Origin of the sequence: Sutcliffiella deserti (assembly GCF_020037475.1) — a bacterium.
Taxonomy (GTDB): Bacteria; Bacillota; Bacilli; order Bacillales; family Bacillaceae_I; genus Sutcliffiella_A; species Sutcliffiella_A deserti.
On sequence record NZ_JAIQDB010000001.1, the window covers coordinates 18,324 to 36,051 of the forward strand.

General features: G+C 36.1%; 15 protein-coding genes. 4 read left to right on the forward strand and 11 right to left on the reverse strand.

Annotated elements, in window-relative coordinates:
- Positions 1 to 97: 97 nt before the first annotated feature.
- Together K9B36_RS00095 and K9B36_RS00100 are read right to left on the reverse strand one after the other, a co-directional pair.
- On the reverse strand, positions 98 to 619 hold the full coding sequence (locus tag K9B36_RS00095) for a hypothetical protein (protein ID WP_223699875.1): 522 nt from the start codon (positions 617 to 619) through the stop codon (positions 98 to 100).
- A 394-nt stretch (positions 620 to 1,013) separates the two neighbouring features.
- Complete coding sequence (locus tag K9B36_RS00100; RefSeq protein WP_223699877.1) at positions 1,014 to 2,549, reverse strand: hypothetical protein; 1,536 nt, start codon at positions 2,547 to 2,549, stop codon at positions 1,014 to 1,016.
- Between the two features lie 431 nt (positions 2,550 to 2,980).
- On the opposite strand from K9B36_RS00100, the gene msrA reads away from it, so the two are divergent.
- Together msrA and K9B36_RS00110 are read left to right on the forward strand one after the other, a co-directional pair.
- The gene (msrA, locus tag K9B36_RS00105) at positions 2,981 to 3,526 is read left to right on the forward strand and encodes a peptide-methionine (S)-S-oxide reductase MsrA (RefSeq protein WP_223699879.1); all 546 of its coding nucleotides are present in this window, start codon (positions 2,981 to 2,983) and stop codon (positions 3,524 to 3,526) included.
- A gap of 58 nt (positions 3,527 to 3,584) precedes the next feature.
- Positions 3,585 to 4,772, forward strand: coding sequence for a DHH family phosphoesterase (locus tag K9B36_RS00110; protein WP_223699881.1), 1,188 nt, complete (start codon positions 3,585 to 3,587; stop codon positions 4,770 to 4,772).
- 118 nt (positions 4,773 to 4,890) lie between these two features.
- Here K9B36_RS00110 and K9B36_RS00115 read toward each other — a convergent pair whose 3' ends face one another.
- From K9B36_RS00115 to K9B36_RS00125, 3 genes are all read right to left on the reverse strand, one after another.
- Positions 4,891 to 5,031, reverse strand: coding sequence for a hypothetical protein (locus tag K9B36_RS00115; protein WP_223699882.1), 141 nt, complete (start codon positions 5,029 to 5,031; stop codon positions 4,891 to 4,893).
- Positions 5,032 to 5,109: 78 nt separating this feature from the next.
- On the reverse strand, positions 5,110 to 6,171 hold the full coding sequence (locus K9B36_RS00120; RefSeq protein WP_223699885.1) for a DUF3900 domain-containing protein: 1,062 nt from the start codon (positions 6,169 to 6,171) through the stop codon (positions 5,110 to 5,112).
- Positions 6,172 to 6,314: 143 nt separating this feature from the next.
- Positions 6,315 to 7,556: an MFS transporter gene (locus tag K9B36_RS00125; protein WP_223699886.1), complete on the reverse strand. Its 1,242-nt coding sequence runs from the start codon at positions 7,554 to 7,556 to the stop codon at positions 6,315 to 6,317.
- Positions 7,557 to 7,701: 145 nt separating this feature from the next.
- Here K9B36_RS00125 and ltaE point away from each other — a divergent pair, with 145 nt between their 5' ends.
- Complete coding sequence (gene ltaE / locus K9B36_RS00130) at positions 7,702 to 8,757, forward strand: low-specificity L-threonine aldolase (RefSeq protein ID WP_223699888.1); 1,056 nt, start codon at positions 7,702 to 7,704, stop codon at positions 8,755 to 8,757.
- Positions 8,758 to 8,868: 111 nt separating this feature from the next.
- Here the strand turns inward: ltaE and K9B36_RS00135 are convergent, their stop codons facing one another.
- The 6 genes from K9B36_RS00135 to K9B36_RS00160 all read right to left on the reverse strand — a co-directional run bounded on the left by K9B36_RS00135 (position 8,869) and on the right by K9B36_RS00160 (position 16,100).
- Positions 8,869 to 10,512 (reverse strand): AMP-binding protein, encoded by a 1,644-nt coding sequence (locus K9B36_RS00135; protein WP_223699889.1) that lies wholly within the window; start codon positions 10,510 to 10,512, stop codon positions 8,869 to 8,871.
- Positions 10,513 to 10,703: 191 nt separating this feature from the next.
- On the reverse strand, positions 10,704 to 11,489 hold the full coding sequence (locus K9B36_RS00140; protein WP_223699891.1) for a hypothetical protein: 786 nt from the start codon (positions 11,487 to 11,489) through the stop codon (positions 10,704 to 10,706).
- Between the two features lie 176 nt (positions 11,490 to 11,665).
- Positions 11,666 to 13,825: an MMPL family transporter gene (locus K9B36_RS00145; protein ID WP_223699893.1), complete on the reverse strand. Its 2,160-nt coding sequence runs from the start codon at positions 13,823 to 13,825 to the stop codon at positions 11,666 to 11,668.
- Between the two features lie 361 nt (positions 13,826 to 14,186).
- Positions 14,187 to 14,714 carry a spore coat protein gene (locus K9B36_RS00150; protein WP_223699894.1) on the reverse strand — a complete coding sequence of 176 codons (528 nt, stop codon included), beginning with the start codon at positions 14,712 to 14,714 and terminating at the stop codon, positions 14,187 to 14,189.
- A 22-nt stretch (positions 14,715 to 14,736) separates the two neighbouring features.
- On the reverse strand, positions 14,737 to 14,940 hold the full coding sequence (locus K9B36_RS00155; RefSeq protein WP_223699895.1) for a hypothetical protein: 204 nt from the start codon (positions 14,938 to 14,940) through the stop codon (positions 14,737 to 14,739).
- Positions 14,941 to 15,122: 182 nt separating this feature from the next.
- Positions 15,123 to 16,100, reverse strand: a complete 978-nt coding sequence (locus tag K9B36_RS00160) for a Gfo/Idh/MocA family protein (protein WP_223699896.1) — start codon at positions 16,098 to 16,100, stop codon at positions 15,123 to 15,125.
- A gap of 385 nt (positions 16,101 to 16,485) precedes the next feature.
- Between K9B36_RS00160 and K9B36_RS00165 the strand changes: the two genes are divergently transcribed.
- On the forward strand, positions 16,486 to 17,622 hold the full coding sequence (locus K9B36_RS00165; RefSeq protein ID WP_223699897.1) for a M20 family metallopeptidase: 1,137 nt from the start codon (positions 16,486 to 16,488) through the stop codon (positions 17,620 to 17,622).
- Positions 17,623 to 17,728: the final 106 nt, after the last annotated feature.

The following is a 17,728-nucleotide window of genomic DNA, read 5'->3' on the forward strand; positions in this document are numbered from 1 at the left end:
GCTCAGATTTAAGCGCTGAGCCATTTTTATAATGCTTCCCTAAACTCAAAGAATTAGAGAACTTAAGAAAATTTATTACACAACCATAAGGTGCTAATCAATCTTTTTCATAGCCACTGAAGAAACCTTTGAATTTGAGTTTTTGCTGTTGTGGGAAGCCGGAATTTTTGTATTCAATGATAAGATGGCTTATGTTATTTTCATAAGTTGAATCGTGCAGTTCCACCCGGCAGACAAGCAGAAAGTTGTCCTCTACCTTATAGCTTTCTACAGGAAGATATTCATTGATATACCCTTCTTTAATTGCGTGTTCCTCGATTATCACACCAGTCATACCCGTTTTATCAATCATGGAAGTGACCGATATTTGTAGATCATCTTCACTTAACTTCGTGCCATCGTTTTTTACTAATGTTACGTTGGTTAAAGTCGGTTTTCCAAAACCATTCCAGTGGATACCGTAGCCCATATAAAGTGGAAGTTTTTCTTCTACAATATCTGCATCCTTATCGATATATGAGGTAGACCCGATAACAAATTCTCCTTTTGAGAAAACATAATTATATATTATAAGGGTAAATATTAATGCAGCTCCTAGAATAATAGTCCATTTTTTCATTGATACACCTCCTCTACAAATATAGATTCCAATCCTTATTTGAAAAAATTCTGTAGATTTGTTCACTATTCATATACATATTTTAACATATATAGTTAATTCCAAATGAATTTATGCTTTTTAAAACTAATGTTATTAAAGTGCTTCCTTAGCTTAAGATAGGAACAAAACTAGGAGACTCCTTCGGCGGAGTTTAACTTATCTAATATTATAAGAGAGTTACACATATAAAATATCCATATACATTTGATGGTGTATATGGACAGTCTGTGTATAGCCATATATATATTATATTAAACTGAACACAAAAAAAGAGCGTCAAATTCGCATGAGATTTGACGCTCTTTTGACATTATATTCTTTATCTCTGCGTAACGTCTTTATTTGAATCCATTTACACTCCAAAAATTGCGTAGGTAACTCCTACTACCCCAATTATTGCTAGAACATAAACCGGTTTGATTGGCATTTCACCTTTGTTCTCCATTGCTTTACCAAACATAAAGAATACTAGAGGGTGAACCAGAAATGGCATACTGAAAATGAAGGGGATAAGTGTAGCTGCTTCAGATCCAAACATTTCCCCTTGAATTGCTGCGAACAAACCAAAATGAGAAATGGCTGAGGATTGGGCCATCGCTGCATATTCTATCGACATGGTACTTAAGCTTAAAAGAGCCAAGCCCCCGAATACTGCACACATCTGCCAGCCAAACGAAAATTGCATAAGAGCTTTAACTTCCTTTTTATCGTTTCCTTTGGCTTTACGCAAATTAATTAAAGAGAGTATGGTCAACCCTACTCCAACTGCAACGATCAATAGAGAGGGCCAAACCCACAGACTTCCCCGGTCTGCACTAATGGCCAAGACAGAAAATACGAAAATATGACCGAAAAACGGAATATTAATCATAATGGGAGCACGTTTAGCTGCAGTTTGTCCAAAATCTCCAGCAGTGCACGCTCCAGTCAATCCTGAATGGGATAAGGATCCTGCCATACCTGGTGCAAGGTTTCGCGTATTAGCCGTTTTTGCAAATAACATAATAAGGGCGATTCCTCCAAACATCCAAAACAATTGGCCAAAAAAGCCATATGCCAACACTGCGTTCATACCAGTTATGGAAAAGGCGTCACCAATTCTTGAACCTCCAACCATGAAATTCGCAGCTAACACGATCGGAATTCCTGCAAAAAGTAAGGCGCGAATGGTCGGACCAAATGTCCAATTGTAGAGAATTGCTCCTAAGCCTGCCGCAATCATCATTGCAAAGAAAATCTGTGGGAGGGCAATGATCGGCTGCACCATCATTGCAATCTGGTAAGATGCGACTAATACCACCACAATGGCCGCCATTTCTATTAAGCCTTTACGGAAATACTGTTGTTTGTTTTTTATTTTTGTCCGGTTATCAATAAAAATTATTGCCCCCACTATCCCTATATAGGCAATAAGTGGGTAATAGCTGCTAAACAGACTAGTGCCATCTGAAAAGATAAAACGAGTGATTCCTTCTAGACCTAAGAGCAAGAAGAAAGCTCGAACAATAAAAACAAATTGACTTCGACTTGTTCCAAGTAAAGTTTCTTCATTTGAAGGAACAATTATATCTTCCGTCTCTAGCTCTTTATTTCCGAGAATCTTACGTAATTCCTGTCCTCCAACGAAAAAGGACACAGTAAGGGCAATTATTGTTGTTCTTGCCATTAAATCAACAAAAGGAAATTCAGTTAAGCCGGGTGTTGCGACACCTGTAGATACTAATAGGTATCCTAAAGACAATCCGAATATAACAATAATTAGTATTGGAGAGAACCTTGTTCCTGCAACGATGGTTCTAGAAATAAGGACCATCGGAATTAAAAAGAAGAGAATCAGCCAAAACTGATTGAGTAATTGCAAATGTGTTATTTGTTCTACTATTTCCATAAAGTATTCTCCATTCTCAAACGATCAATTTTTCACAAAGCTCTTTTCTTAAAGATTGTTGCTATAAGCCAGTAAAAAGTCGGCATTTGGATTTTTTACTGCTCTAATCACTCAAGATTAAGCGTAATTTCTTAAATTAACAGGAAAAGAGCACGACAGCAACGATCGTTACGAGTGGTACCAATTTAGGTACAAGCAACAATCAATTCGAAAACAGTTTTTCACAAAGAATAATCGTACAATATTCTTTAGTGTTAGTAAATCTTTGTAAACGTAAACATTAAAATGTTTAATTATTAAGTTTTTTACTATCAATCATAATATTATTATGTAAACTTATAGGACTAAGATTAACTAATTGTAACTTTCACACTTTTAAGGTAAAATTCCATCAAATACATATTCTTTTACGAATGAGGGAGAAGTGAAACATGGAGACAACTAGATTAGAATTAGCAACCTTTGCAGGAGGGTGCTTTTGGTGTATGGTGAAGCCGTTTGATGAAATGCCTGGCATAGAAAAGGTAGTATCAGGCTATACAGGCGGAATTAAAGAAAATCCGACCTATGAGGATATTAAGAAGGGAGATTCGGGGCATTATGAAGCTGTGCAAATTACATACAATCCTGAACTTTTTTCTTATGAAAAACTGTTAGAATTGTATTGGCCACAAATTGATCCAACTGATGATGGGGGACAATTTTTTGATAGAGGCAGTCAATACCGCACGGCCATTTTTTATCATAATGAATTTCAAAAAGAGCTAGCGGAAAAATCAAAGTTATCTTTAAAAGCAAGTGGCCGCTTTCGTGAGCCTATTGTCACACAAATCTTGCCCGCAGTAGAGTTTTACGAAGCAGAAGGGTATCATCAAGATTTTTATAAAAAAAATCCAGAGAAATATAAACAAGAAAGAGTTGAATCAGGAAGAGATAGTCATATAAAGGAGCATTGGGGAGAACAATATACAAAATAAAGGGGACAGATAATTTATCTTCCCCTTATTATAATGTCCAGAAGGGAATGACTATTTTATGATCCATTTATTTACCCATAATGATTTAGACGGCGTTGGCTGTGGAATATTAGCGAAAATTGCCTTTAAAGAAAAAGTTACAGTTAGTTACAATTCGGTAGGAAGCTTAAACTATCAGGTAGCTGACTATCTGGAACATTCGATGGCTAATGACGAGGTTTACATAACAGATCTATCGGTTCATGAGGAAAATGCAAAAAAACTTGATAAACTTTTTGATCAAGGAAGCAAGGTTCAATTTATTGATCATCATAAATCAGCACTACATTTAAATGATTTTGCGTGGGCTAAGGTCCAAGTAGAGTATGATGATGGAAGATTAACTAGTGCAACCTCATTATATTATGAGTATCTTGAAGAAATTGGTTTAATTGAAGCTAATAAGGCGCTTAATGAATTTGTGGAATTGATTCGGCAATATGACACCTGGGAATGGGATAAAAACCAAAATTTTCGTGCTAAGAGGTTAAATGACTTATTGTATATGATGTCAATTGAAGAATTTGAAACAAGAATGCTTACGAAACTTTCAAGCGGCACTAATTTTTCATTTGATGACTTAGAAGATCAACTGTTAAATATAGAAGAAAAAAAGATGGAAAAATACCTTCGTCGAAAAAAACGGGAGATCCTTCAAAAACAAGTTGGTGAATATTGGGTAGGAATTGTTTTTGCGGAATCTTTTTTATCTGAGCTTGGAAATGAATTAGGGAAAGAAAACCCTCATCTTGATTATATTGCAATGATTAACATGGGAAGTCGACGAATTAGTTTGCGGACCATACATGATGATGTGGATGTATCGGAAGTTGCGAGCAAATTTGAAGGGGGAGGACACGCCAAAGCCTCTGGATGTAATTTAACAGAAAAAGCTTACAAGCTATTTGTTGCAGAGTCGTTCCCGCTCGAACCATTAAAATCAGATGCCCCCAAAAATGTGTTTAATATTAAAGAATCTCCCAATGGCGTCCTTTATGACTCTAAGAGTAAAGGAATTCTTTTCCTTACTCCGAAGGAAAACGGGGCTTGGGAAATTGAAAATAAAGAAAAGCCTTTAAATAAATCGTTTTTAAATTTTAAGGATGCAGAAAAATATATTAAAAGAAATTATGCTGCTTGGCTGGTAAAAGATGAAGAATATGTTTCGTTTCTTATTGAAAATATTCGGAGATTGCGTTCAAACTAAAATACAAATAACCTAAAAAAAGAAGGCATCTCCTCTAATAGAAGGATGCCTTCTTTCTGTTGAATGACCGCTTCAGTATGCCTGCTTAAGAAAACCTAACTATGTTCAGTAAGCCTTATTATAGCTGTTTAGGTTTTTCCACCAATTTTAGTTTTTTTGCTTTTTTCCTTGAGCTTTTATACATCAAAATATAGGTAAATCCTAAACACACCATCCCTGACAAAGAACAAGCATATTTTATAAATGTTAACCAATCCATAACGTCACCTCTTACATAATATAGAAATATTTTCCCTCAAAATTTCTTTATTATGCAAAAGACTTGGTACCTTCAAATCTAATATTTTCGTTCGAGCTTTTCAACTATATGCTTTAAATCACTAGGTTTCAGCATTTCCACGGGTGATACATTTTTTTCGAATTGAAGATAGTCTCCCTCTAGCAGGACGACATAACGATTGTTTATTTTTGCGATATGAATATTCTCTCCATAATCTGCTAGTAAGGCTTTAACCGAGAGGTGGTCAAGCTTGAATTTCAGTTCGATATCGGGAGTTTGCTCAATGATCGTAGAAGAAGCTTCCATCACTTGCTCATCGGACCAGCGCTCCTGTAATTCTCTTTTTGGACTAGTTGCCCAAGCTTCCATGGCAGATTCCGCTTTTTCCTTTTCTTCACTTTCACCCTGATAGGTCTCAGATAGTTCTTGATGAACAATCCCCATTACCTGATTTTTAATAATTTCAGGCATCGATTCACCATACTCAACATATTTCAAAAAATCTTCAAAATAGCGAGAATGAGAAGCTTGATGAATTTTTAGTTCGCCTTCTTCTACTATTCCATCTTCAGGCATGAAAGGATATTGAATGGACTTCATATTTTTTGTGGTGATAGCCATTTGAACATTACGGATTAGAGTCTTTTCATCTGTGATCGATGCAACCTTTTGCTCAAAATCACATTTTAAAACAAATACAAATGGTTCATCGAAGTATTTATTGAGTTTAGCTCGGGCGATTATAAGTACTCCACCACGGACAGCAGTTGTATCAGTATAAGTGGAGGCCATTTCTTCACAGGATTTTGAAAATAGTTCCTGTGTTTCTGCATGTTTGATTCGGTAGAAAAGATTATAATTGGGGTTGGAACCTAAATCATAGCCAGTTTCCACCTTAAACCGGCCGACTTTTGTTGGAACTTGGTCAGTTTTTGGATGTCGATCCACTTTTCGTTTGGAGATCTTCATCAATTCTCCATCTAAGAATGACTTTAGTGGACTTTCTTCATACTCGTCTTCATCAAGCGTAGCCATTTCCTTATATCTTTTTTTAGCATTGTCACCGCTTCCTTCGATTTCAATTACAAAAAAAGAAAGGGACTTAATATCAAAATCCACGTATTATCACCTAATTCTTTGTTAATCTTAGCTACTTGCGGTAAAGATTGCCAGTAAGAAATGTAATCTTATTTCTCTCAAAGCTATCATTTATAATTTCCTTTTCAAGTATAGTGTCAACCTTCAAAAGGGTCAACTGCAGCTTAGCTCTGGTTGATTTCTTTTAACCGCTGATCTGTAGGCAGAAAGAAAGTGAGGATGCCGATTAAAGGTAGTGCTACAGCAAACATTATGGTGTTGTTCAATCCTATCCAGTCTGCTAATACTCCAAGAGCAACCGAACCTATCGCTCCCATTCCAAAGGCTAATCCAACAATAAGACCTGACACCAAGCCGATTCTACCAGGTACCAACTCTTGGGCATATACCACTGTAACGGAAAAGCTTGATAGAATAATAAAGCCGATCAACCCCATTAAAAAATAGGAGAGGGTAGGTCCTGCATATGGTAGTAATAATGCCATCGGAGCTGAACCTAACATACTTAACAAGATCATATTCCGTTTTCCAAAACGGTCTGCCATTGGGCCGCCAAAGAACGTTCCTATTGCACCGGCTCCAAGGAAGACAAAGATATAGATTTGTGATTGGGAGATGGAAAGTCCATAATTTTGAATAAGATAAAAAGGATAAAAATTCGTCATCCCTGCATGAAACCATGACCGTGCAAATACTAAAAAGATTAAAAGACTTATGGAAAACAGAACTAGTTTTTTATTTGTAGTGTGACTTTTGCTAGGCAGAGCCAACTTCTTAGAACTTATGGTTTTTGTTGAAATTTCTTCTACTTTTTCTTTGTACCATTTAGCGATATAGAATAGAAGAAAAATACCTAATGCGGCCACTAATGTAAACCAGATTGCCCCAATTTGTCCAAAGGGTACTAATAAAAAAGCAGCAATTAAAGGTGCCAGTGCCTGACCGGAATTTCCTCCAACCTGATAGATGGATTGTGCGAGACCACGGCGGCTACCTGCAGCCATGTAAGCAACTCTCGAACCTTCGGGGTGAAAAGTAGCCGAACCAATCCCGATGAACATAACAGATAAGATAATGATCCAAAATGTAGGAGCAAAAGCAAGGCCTACAATTCCAATAAAAGAGAACATCAGTCCAATTGGTAGTGCATAGGGGGAAGGTTTTTTATCCGTATATAAACCAACGACTGGTTGAATAAGGGAAGAAGTTGCATTTAAGGCGAAGCTGATCAGACCAAGCTGAGTAAATGTTAATCCCATAGAATTTTCTAATACAGGAAAAAGAGCCGGGACCACTGATTGGATTGCGTCATTTAACAAGTGCACAATCCCAATAATGAATAAAATCGGATAAATAGTTTTACTTTCTTGATTTTCGGTGGTGTGCTTTACTTTTTGAGCTAACATAATTTCTCTCCTTATGCAGAACTATGATTATAATAGCATGAGAGGAAACGGAATTATAGCAAAACTTTACGGAATGCGAAATAGTTTGAAGTATCCTATAATAATAAGATAGACTAAGAGTATGAATATCGGGGGAGAGATGAAAATGATAGATTTGAGAAGTGACACAGTCACAAAACCAACAGAAGAAATGAGAAGAGCCTCTTATGAAGCAGAGGTGGGGGATGATGTTTATGGAGAAGATCCGACTGTCAGAAAACTTGAAGAAAAAGCAGCTGAAATTCTTGGAAAAGAAGCAGCTTTGTTTGTGACAAGTGGAACTCAAGGAAATCAAATAGCTGTATTGACTCATTGCCGACCAGGTAATGAAATCCTTCTTGAGTCAGAATCTCACATCTTTTACTATGAATCTGGAGCAGTTGCCGCATTGGCAGGAGTGCAAACGAGAACCATCAAAGGAATCAATGGTAGGATGAACCCGGATGAAGTATTGGCGGCTATAAGAGGAGAAGATCAGCATTTTCCTGAAACAGGATTGATTTGCATTGAAAACACCCATAACCGCGCGGGTGGGGCTGTTGTTCCGGTAAGTAATATGCAAAAGATATTTGAGCATGCCTCATCCCATTCCATACCTGTCCATGTGGACGGTGCAAGACTATTTAATGCTGCAGTAAGTGCGAATTGTTCTGTAAAAGACTTTACCCAATACTGTGATACTGTCCAGATTTGTCTATCAAAAGGACTTGGTGCTCCAGTCGGCTCACTATTGGCTGGTTCGGAGGATTTTATTAAAAAAGCAAGAAAATGGAGAAAAAGATTAGGTGGCGGACTCCGGCAAGTAGGAATTATAGCAGCTCCCGGGCTTGTTTCATTAACAAAAATGACCGAACGACTGAGTGAGGATCATGAAAACGCCGCTTATTTGGCTCATGCTTTAAAAGATATAAAAGGTTTATCCATAGTAAACTCAGTAGATACCAATATTGTGGTGGTGGAAGTGGCGAATTTTGGATGCACCGCAGATCAATTTGTAAGTGCTCTAAAAGAGGAAGGTGTATTGGCTGTAACCTTTGGTCCTACACTAGTCCGATTCACCACTCACTATGATGTAACAAAAGAGAATATTAAGAAAGCAATTGATTCAATTGAGGTGGTAGCAAGAAAATTAGGTAATGAGCAAGGAAAGGAAAACAAGTAGAGAATTTCCGAGGCTAAGATGCTTTGCTTGAGGCATTTTAAAGGTAACAAAAAATCATTGGAATAGCCAGAACTCTCTTTGAGGAGCTCTGGCTATATCTATTGGATAATATTAAACCTGTTTTATCAACTGACTTGTTGCATATTCTTTTAACTTATATTTTTGTATTTTACCAGACGCTGTCATAGGGTATTCTTCTACGATTTCTACATAATATGGTATTTTGAATGATGAAATTTTCCCTTTACAAAACTCTTTTATCTCTTTTGGAGTCAAGGATTCACCGGGTTTCACTATAATAAAAGCGGCAACCTGTTCTCCGAATTTTTCATCTGGTACACCAACAATTTGAACATCAGAAATTTTCGGATGGGTATATAGGAACTCTTCAATTTCGCGGGGATATATATTTTCTCCACCACGGATTATCATATCTTTTAATCTACCGGTAATCTGTATATATCCTTCCTCATCCATCATTGCAAGATCTCCAGTATGAAGCCATTTGTCTTCATCTATTGCAGCATCGGTTTGATCTTTCATATTATAATAGCCCCGCATAACTAAGTAACCTCTTGTACACAATTCACCTTGCACACCATGTGGAACTTGCTGACCTGTTGTAGGGTCAATAATTTTCACTTCTACATTTTCAAGTGCTTTGCCAACTGTAGAAACTCTTCGTGCTATACTATCATCTGTTCTTGTTTGGGTTATTACTGGCGAAGCTTCTGTCTGACCGTAAGCTATCGTAATTTCAGATGCGCCCATGTCATGGACAACTTTTTTCATAATCTCGGTTGGACAAGGGGAACCAGCCATAATTCCTGTTCTTAAGCTAGATAAATCAAACTCGGTGAATTGAGGATGATTTAGTTCTGCAATAAACATGGTCGGTACTCCATACAAAGCTGTACACTTTTCTTGCTCCACTGCTTTAAGAACCATTAATGGATCAAAGGTAATAAGAGGTACCATAGTGGCACCTGTTGCAACTGCTGCAAGTGTCCCCATCACACAGCCAAAGCAATGAAAAAACGGTACTGGAATACAAATTTTGTCCTGTGCTGTGAGTCGTTGACATTCAGCAACATTAATAGCGTTGTTTATTATATTGTAGTGTGTCAACATTACACCTTTAGGGAATCCCGTTGTACCGGATGTATATTGCATATTGATGACTTCATCAGCTTTTAAGCTATTTTGCCTTTCATTGAGTGCGGTATCTGTGATAGAAGAACCCAAACTGATTAAATTATCCCAATTAAACATCCCTTCATGCTTTTCGTCACCAAAATAGATTATATTTTTTAATTTTGGAAACCGAAGAGAGCTTAGTTGACCCGGATTATGTTTTGCAATCTCAGGACATAATTCTTTAATCATTTCAAGATAGCTCTCGCCTTTAAACTCATCCATTAATAAAAGTGTTGTTGTATCAGAATGCCGAAGTAAATAATCCAATTCTTGCGTCTTATAGCTCGTGTTGATTGTAACTAAAACAGCACCAATCTTTGCACTTGCATATTGGGTAATAAGCCACTCCGGCTTATTAGTTGCCCAAACGGCAATATGATCTCCTTTTTGAATTCCTAAACTCATCAACCCTTTTGCAACCCTATTACAGATTTCTTGAAACTGTCGATATGTGTAACGTAAATTATTCTCTACATAAATGACAGCCTCTTTGTCTGGATACTGTGCTACTGTATCATCTAGGAGTGTACCTATTGTTTTATGTACCATTTGTGCCATGAAAATCCTCCTCTAAAATATCTATAAGTGGCTCTGTCAAATAAGAGTTTAATAATCGCGCTTCTGTAGTGGAAAATCATCGGTTGTGCTTAACATAGCCTAATAGTTAAATATTAGTATGAATCTTCAGAAAAATCAATTATGTAATAAAACACTCTTTTCAAAAAAAATATTAGCTGTTGTAATAACAGCTAATGCTTTTCTGAATGTGCTTTTTCTTTTTCTTTAGTCTCCAAACTAATAGGATACTGATAAATGTCTTTCTCTTTTTTATTAAAAATTCTCCTTAAATAATGTAGCGTCTCTTTATACTTTGATTCAATAGATTGAAGTGCATCATCAATTTTATTGACTAGAACGGTACCCAAGCTATCTATTTGACTAGCCATTTTCTCTTGTTTGACATCTTGCTTATCCAATCTTTCCATTACTGTTTTATGATACATATCTTGGATTTCTAATTTCTCCTGGATATGTTCATATAAAGGCTCTTGCTCTTGCATTTTTACTAGAACCTTTGCAGACTGTTTTTCATAACCCTCTAGCTTATTATGAATTTTTCTTGTTAAATCTTCCTGGTATGTTAACTGGTCGATGGTTGCTTGGCTTAGTATTCTTTCTTCTTCCAATGCCTTGCTAACTTCTTCGTTCATTTGCTCCAACTTGGTTAGACGGAGAATAATTTCTTGGTTTGTTAAGTCATTTTTATTTACTTCAAACTTTAGATGTTCGTTCACCTTTACTTGGTCTTCCAGTTTGTTCATTAGCTGGCTATGTTTGGCCTCTTGTTCACAACTTGTTTCCTCGAGTTTAGCATTTATAGCAGAAACAGAATGAGAGAGAGTCTGATTTGTTTCTTGTTGTTGAGAGAGAATTTGTGCAAGATAATTTTTTCTTAATACCGTTTGGTTGGACATATTCATTGATGCAGGATCAAAATAAATTTTTGGTTTTGAATCATGATTATTATCTTTCATAACAACACTCCTTAACTTTAACGGAAAGAGAGGGGATACCTTATCATATGAAAAAATTGGAGAGATGCTAACCTGGATGGATTAAGATAGGATTATGTTTAGTTTAGTAAGTAATAGGCTTGTCATAGAACAAAAAAAGAGTAAAAACCGTTAAACGATTTTTACCCTTTTAGCTCTTAATCTCTGTTTGCTTTTTCTGCTTTCTTTTTTCCGAAAAACCACCAGTTCCAATCTCCAAGCAGTTTCATGAAGGCTGGAACAAGAATCATACGAACAATCGTTGCATCTATAAAGATGGCGAGAGCGATTCCAACACCTAATTGTTTTACTGGCATTACACCGGTAAAAGCGAACGCTCCGGTAACCACAATCATGATCGCTGCTGCTGAAGTAATGATTTTACTTGTAGTAGTTAATCCTTCTAGGGTTGCTGAATCATTGTCTCCTGACTTTAAATAATTTTCATGAATTCTTGATATTAGAAAAACCTCATAATCCATACTTAAAGAAAAGACAATGGAGAAAACAAAGATTGGAAGAATCAGTGCCAATGAAACTGGTTCTATTCCTAAATGTCCACCTTGAAATATCCAAACAACAATCCCAAATGTTGCACTCAAACTAAGGATATTCATTAAAATTGCCTTTATAGGAATCAATATTGATTTAAAAGCAAACAACAAAATGAAGAATGTTGTCAGCACGATAAAAGCGAAACCATAGGGGGCCTTTTCCACAATTTCATCAAATATCTCTTGTTCGAATTTTGGTGTTCCTCCTAGATGAATAGTCATTGACGTCTCTTTTTCTTCCCAATCTTTTACCCAAGCTTGCGCAGCATTCTCTGACTCGAAATAAACGTGAACCAACATCATGTTGGAGGTTGTATAATTCTCAAGAATAGGTGCAAATGTAGCCATTGTTTCTGGCTGTTGTAGTGATTGATAGAACATTAGGCCATCTTCTATACCGGAAAGTGAAAAAGGGGACTCCAAGGAGAAGACAGACTCAGAACGTTCGATATCATCGATAATGGACTTAGCACTTACTAATGAATCTTCATTTAAAATATTCTCTTCGGATTCAATAATAACGACTGCCTTAACCTCGTCTCGTTTTTCCTCCTCAACAAAATGTTCGACATAGGTGTCATAGGAAACTCTTGATTCAAAAGAGGTAGGAAGTGCATCTGTGCCTGGTACTGACAGTTGCATATCTTTAACAGGTATCAGAGCACCAACTAATAGTATAAGTGTTACACTAGCCATGATTACAGGTCTTTTCATAACAAAAGAAGCAAATTTTCGCCAAAGTGATGAACGTTCGTTCGAAACTTTGAGAATAGAAAATCGATTTATATTCTTTCCAAGTATGGAAAGAAGGGCAGGTAAAAAGGTTATAGCAGACAGTACTGAAACAAATACAACGGTCATTCCACCTAATGCAACATTTCTGAAAATATCTATTTCAATAAACATTAAACCTAAAAGGCCAATGAATACGCATAAACCTGAAAAAATGATGGATCTGCCCGCAGTTGAAATGGTTGTTATAATTGCTTCTTTAATAGAATGCTTTTGAACTTCTTCTTTAAACCTGTCAATAAATAATAAAGCAAAATCGATGCTTAAAGCTAAGCCAATCATTGGAACAATATTGAGGATGAAAATTGTTAAATTCATTTGGTAGCTGAAGAAATACATAATTCCCATGGTAGATATGATGGATATTATTCCGATAACTAAGGGGATACTAGCTGATACCAAACTACCAAATGCTATTAGCAAAATAACCAGAGCGATAGGTAAAGCAATCATCTCTGCCCGGGCTAAATCCTGCTGGCTTGCCACATTTAGATCTTCTTCAATGACAGGACCACCAGTCATGGATACATTGATACCGTCCTTATTATCTAATGTGGAAGAAATCTTATCCAATTCTTCTCCCATATTCTCAGGCGGTTCCTGATAAGAAAGTACACCATATGCAATATTCCCATTAACCATATTTTCTTCATTTTCAAAAGGAGAAATATAATTACTGGCATTGCTCTCTTTTTCCAGTTGATCAAAGGTCTTATCAATAAAAGAGGCAAATTCCACGTTTTTAACATTTTCTTCTTTCTCAAATAGAATAAGAATAGAAGATTGATCTTGATTAAAGTCCTCTTTCAATATGTTCTGAGTCTTATTATAGCTTCCATCAAATTCAAAACCATTTCCGCTTAAAACAGAGGGAACTTTTGAAGCAAAATAGCCGAAAAAAATAATGAAGAAAACCCATGAGACAACAACCCATTTTCGTTTCTCATACACAAAACTACCAAAAGCATTCACAAGAATCTCCTCCGAACTATGTAGTTATATCATCATCATTAAAAAACATCATAAGATAGTAGCTTGTAACCATGATTAAACTCTATCTTTCTTCATTATGATAGCATGAAAGAAATTTGTATAGAATTATATACTGCTTCCCAACATGAAAAGAAGAAGGAAGTTATACTCTCCTTCTTCTTACTTGTAACAGACTATTCCTGGTGTGGAACGTGTATTTTTGTCGGTGGTGGTGGTTTTTTTATTTATTCATCTATATGGGAGACTAATGGCGGTAGTCTCCCTGAAATCAAGGAGGTGTTTAAAGATGTTTCATATAGGATGATGCTGCAATGTTTAGTGAATTCCTGTTAGCTAATTCTTACAGGATATCTAAATTTACAACTAAAGCTAATAATATTTGGATTAAAAGCTGAATGTTAATTGCAATGTCTGTATCAGTTGTAGTTACTCGTACCCCACGAGAATTGTGAATATACGTTTGTTGACGGTTAACCTGAACTGTTTTAGATTTGTTTAATAGTTCTTGTGTTACTTCCTCAGCTTTTGTACTGTCCGCGATAGAAATACTGATTACTAGTACAATCGCTGCTTGAATGGCTGCTTGTAAGGACAAAGCAACTTTCGTATCCGTTGTTGTTACTTCTACATCAGCAGAATCTTTAATGATAATTTGCTCATAAGACTCTTGAATCGTCTTATTAACCTGCTCTGCCTGCTGAACTACACCATTATCATCTAGCGGGTGTAATCCTCTAGGATCTAGAGCGCTCCAACCTTTATTGCAATCTTCTTTACAATCAAACTTTGTATCATCAAATAAATCTTCTTTACAATCATCGTGACGATGCTCTCTGTGTCCAAACAACCAATTGTTAATTTCACTCATTTATAAATCCCCCATTTATCCCTTATTTTTTATTCATCTTTTCAAGCTTTTGAAAAGAATCTTGTAGATCTTTAACCAACTTCTTGAGTTTCGCCTTCTGTTCACTGGAAAGTTTCTCTTTACTAAGCTTTACGTTGTGCTTTTTTAAAATATTTTCTAACAACATATTTGTGCTTGTTTGAGAGAGTTCTGCAATTTTCTTTTGCATATTGCTGCTGTCTTCCATTTAAACACCTCCTTTTCTTACCTCACCACATACTATGTGAAAATAGAAAAAGAGATTGGACAAACATCCTATATCAAATGACTATTTTTTATATAAGAAATAATAGAAGTTGGAATAATCTTTATAAGGGGGAGAAATATCAAAGAGGAATGCTTCATTAGAAGCATTCCTCTTTGATTTCTTCAATCTGCTGGATAATTTAAACCGATTTGCTTTCTGACTTCATCCAATATATTTTGCGTTTTCATTGACGTGGAAAGGGAATTTATCGACGATTCAATTTGCTTATCTTTAATAAGGTGTATGAATTCTGCTGCTTCATAAAACATGGAATGTGTTTTTTGTTCTCTTGAAATGTTTTCAATTGTTCCATCTTTATAATAAATTTCCACCTTTTCTGGTGTATGAATCTTATCAATAACAATGGTTCCGTTTTCGCCTTGTATTTCTGAAGAGGTGTAAGAATTTGCTATTTTCGAATGGGTTACAACAGCTTCCATATCGTGATATTTGAAGAGAACACTTCCTTGTCCATCTATTCCAGAATCTAGCATGACAGCATTCGCTTTTATACTTAGAGGTGCTCCAAACAACACTACCATTGGGTAGATGGTATAGATACCAATATCCATCAAGGAGCCATTAGAAAACTCTGGTTTAAAAGCATTAAGTATTATCCCGTCTTTATATTTATCATACCGGGAAGAATACTGACAATAGCTTGCAGAATATCTTCGAATAGGTCCTATCTTATGTAGATTTTCACGTATGCTGCTAAAATTAGGAAGGAGTGTAGACTTAACAGCTTCCATAAGAACGACTTTTTGTTCCACTGCCACATTTATCATTTCTTGGAGTTCTTTGGAATTTGAAGCTATCGGCTTTTCGCACAATACATGTTTTCTATTTTTCATACACAAAATAGCTTGTTCTTTATGCAGGGAATTTGGACTTGCAATGTATACAGCATCAAAGTGGTCACTTACAGCAAATTGCTCTAGATCAGTAAAAGTATGGATAAGATTATACTTACTGGCGAATTCCTTTGCACGTTCTTCGGTTCGTGAATAAACAGCAGTTAGTTTAAAATCTTCAAGTTCCTCTGCTGCTTCAATAAATCTTTCAGTAATCCAATTCGTTCCAATAATACCAAATCTCACATTATCTTCTCCTTTATATGTAGAGTTTTAATGATGTTATTATAACAGTAAACGTGAATTCAATAAATTTACGCAAAAAAAGAAGACACCTAAGTGTCTTCTTTGCGTATTGAGGCGGCAATCAACATGACCACATTCATGTTTTGCTAAGGAAAGCAACGATTGTCGACTTACACAATTCAGCTCATCGCCAAATAAATATAGCATATTTTCTACTCTTTTACAACAAAAAAAATAGCCCTTTTGGTTAATATAAAGAAAAGAGTAACAATACTAGCGATATTTAGGAAATCAAGATAAAAAAACGGTATAATATAAGAAGTAGAATTAATTTTTTTTATATCTATATTAAATTCATGAAAAAATGTCAGGAGAGAAAAGAAAGATGCGTCAATTTTTAAACGAACAACAAGAAGAAATGCTCCTTTTGCTGGAAACGATTGTAAATATAGATAGTGGTTCTTATATTAAACAGGGCGTTGACAAAGTAGGAGCCATCCTGATGAAAGAGTACCAAGGTCTAGGGTTCACTGTTCAAGAAGTTAAAGAACAAGAGCATGGTAATCACCTAATCATCCACCATCCACTTGCACAAAATCCTCAAATTATTATTATTGCCCACATGGATACCGTTTTTCCAGAAGGTACCGTTGAAAACCGTCCATTCAAAATAGTAGGAAAGCGGGCGTACGGCCCAGGAGTAATAGATATGAAGGCAAGTCAAGTAGCATTATTATTTGCAATGAAAGCTTTAATTCATACTAAAACAAGGGCTATCCAAGACGTATTGATTGTATTAAATAGTGATGAGGAAATTGGTTCTCCATCATCTAAAACACTGATTGAAAAAAATGCAGCAGGAAAAAAGTATGCACTTATTATGGAACCAGCAAGAAAAGACGGCTCCTTAGTTACAGCCCGAAGAGGGAAAGGTCATTACACTATAAGCGTGAAGGGTAGGTCTGCTCATTCAGGGATTGAACCAGAAAAAGGGAGAAGTGCGATTGAAGAATTAGCCTATAAAATTATCCGCCTACATGACCTCACTGACCACTCTAAAGGAATCAGTGTAAATGTAGGGTTGATTGAAGGAGGCTCTTCAGTTAATACTGTCTCAGACACAGCAGTAGCGGAAGTTGATATAAGAATTTCCGAGCGAAACCAAGCTGGACCAATGGAAGAAAAAATCGAGCGAATATGCTCGTCTACTGACGTGGCAGGTACAGAAACCCATTTAGAGGGAAACATGAACCGGTTGCCAATGGAAAAGAATGCACAAACAGAAACGTTACTCCATTTAATTGAAGATATTGGAGAAAAAATCGGCATTGAAGTTACCGATACAGCTACAGGTGGAGGATCTGATGCATCCTTTACTTCAGCCATGGGAGTAGCAACTATAGATGGAATGGGACCAATAGGAGGAAATGCACATAGTGAAACAGAATACTTGGAAATTCCATCTCTAACAGAACGAACAGAACTACTTGCCAGAACAATCGAAAAATTAGCTAAGTTTTAAGACATTTAGCTTTTATTATCTAAAAAATCGTTGGATTCTACAGACTGGGTTAAACCTAAAAGGTTTTTCAATTCAGTCTTCTTATAGAAAAAAGGGGACCGGGACG

Excerpts from the sequence above, each read along its gene's own strand:
- K9B36_RS00095 (WP_223699875.1), bottom strand. The coding sequence starts at position 619 with ATGAAAAAATGGACTATTATTCTAGGAGCTGCATTAATATTTACCCTT.
- K9B36_RS00100 (WP_223699877.1), bottom strand. The coding sequence starts at position 2,549 with ATGGAAATAGTAGAACAAATAACACATTTGCAATTACTCAATCAGTTT.
- msrA (WP_223699879.1), top strand. The coding sequence starts at position 2,981 with ATGGAGACAACTAGATTAGAATTAGCAACCTTTGCAGGAGGGTGCTTT.
- K9B36_RS00110 (WP_223699881.1), top strand. The coding sequence starts at position 3,585 with ATGATCCATTTATTTACCCATAATGATTTAGACGGCGTTGGCTGTGGA.
- K9B36_RS00115 (WP_223699882.1), bottom strand. The coding sequence starts at position 5,031 with ATGGATTGGTTAACATTTATAAAATATGCTTGTTCTTTGTCAGGGATG.
- K9B36_RS00125 (WP_223699886.1), bottom strand. The coding sequence starts at position 7,556 with ATGTTAGCTCAAAAAGTAAAGCACACCACCGAAAATCAAGAAAGTAAA.
- ltaE (WP_223699888.1), top strand. The coding sequence starts at position 7,702 with ATGATAGATTTGAGAAGTGACACAGTCACAAAACCAACAGAAGAAATG.
- K9B36_RS00135 (WP_223699889.1), bottom strand. The coding sequence starts at position 10,512 with ATGGCACAAATGGTACATAAAACAATAGGTACACTCCTAGATGATACA.
- K9B36_RS00140 (WP_223699891.1), bottom strand. The coding sequence starts at position 11,489 with ATGAAAGATAATAATCATGATTCAAAACCAAAAATTTATTTTGATCCT.
- K9B36_RS00150 (WP_223699894.1), bottom strand. The coding sequence starts at position 14,714 with ATGAGTGAAATTAACAATTGGTTGTTTGGACACAGAGAGCATCGTCAC.
- K9B36_RS00155 (WP_223699895.1), bottom strand. The coding sequence starts at position 14,940 with ATGGAAGACAGCAGCAATATGCAAAAGAAAATTGCAGAACTCTCTCAA.
- K9B36_RS00165 (WP_223699897.1), top strand. The coding sequence starts at position 16,486 with ATGCGTCAATTTTTAAACGAACAACAAGAAGAAATGCTCCTTTTGCTG.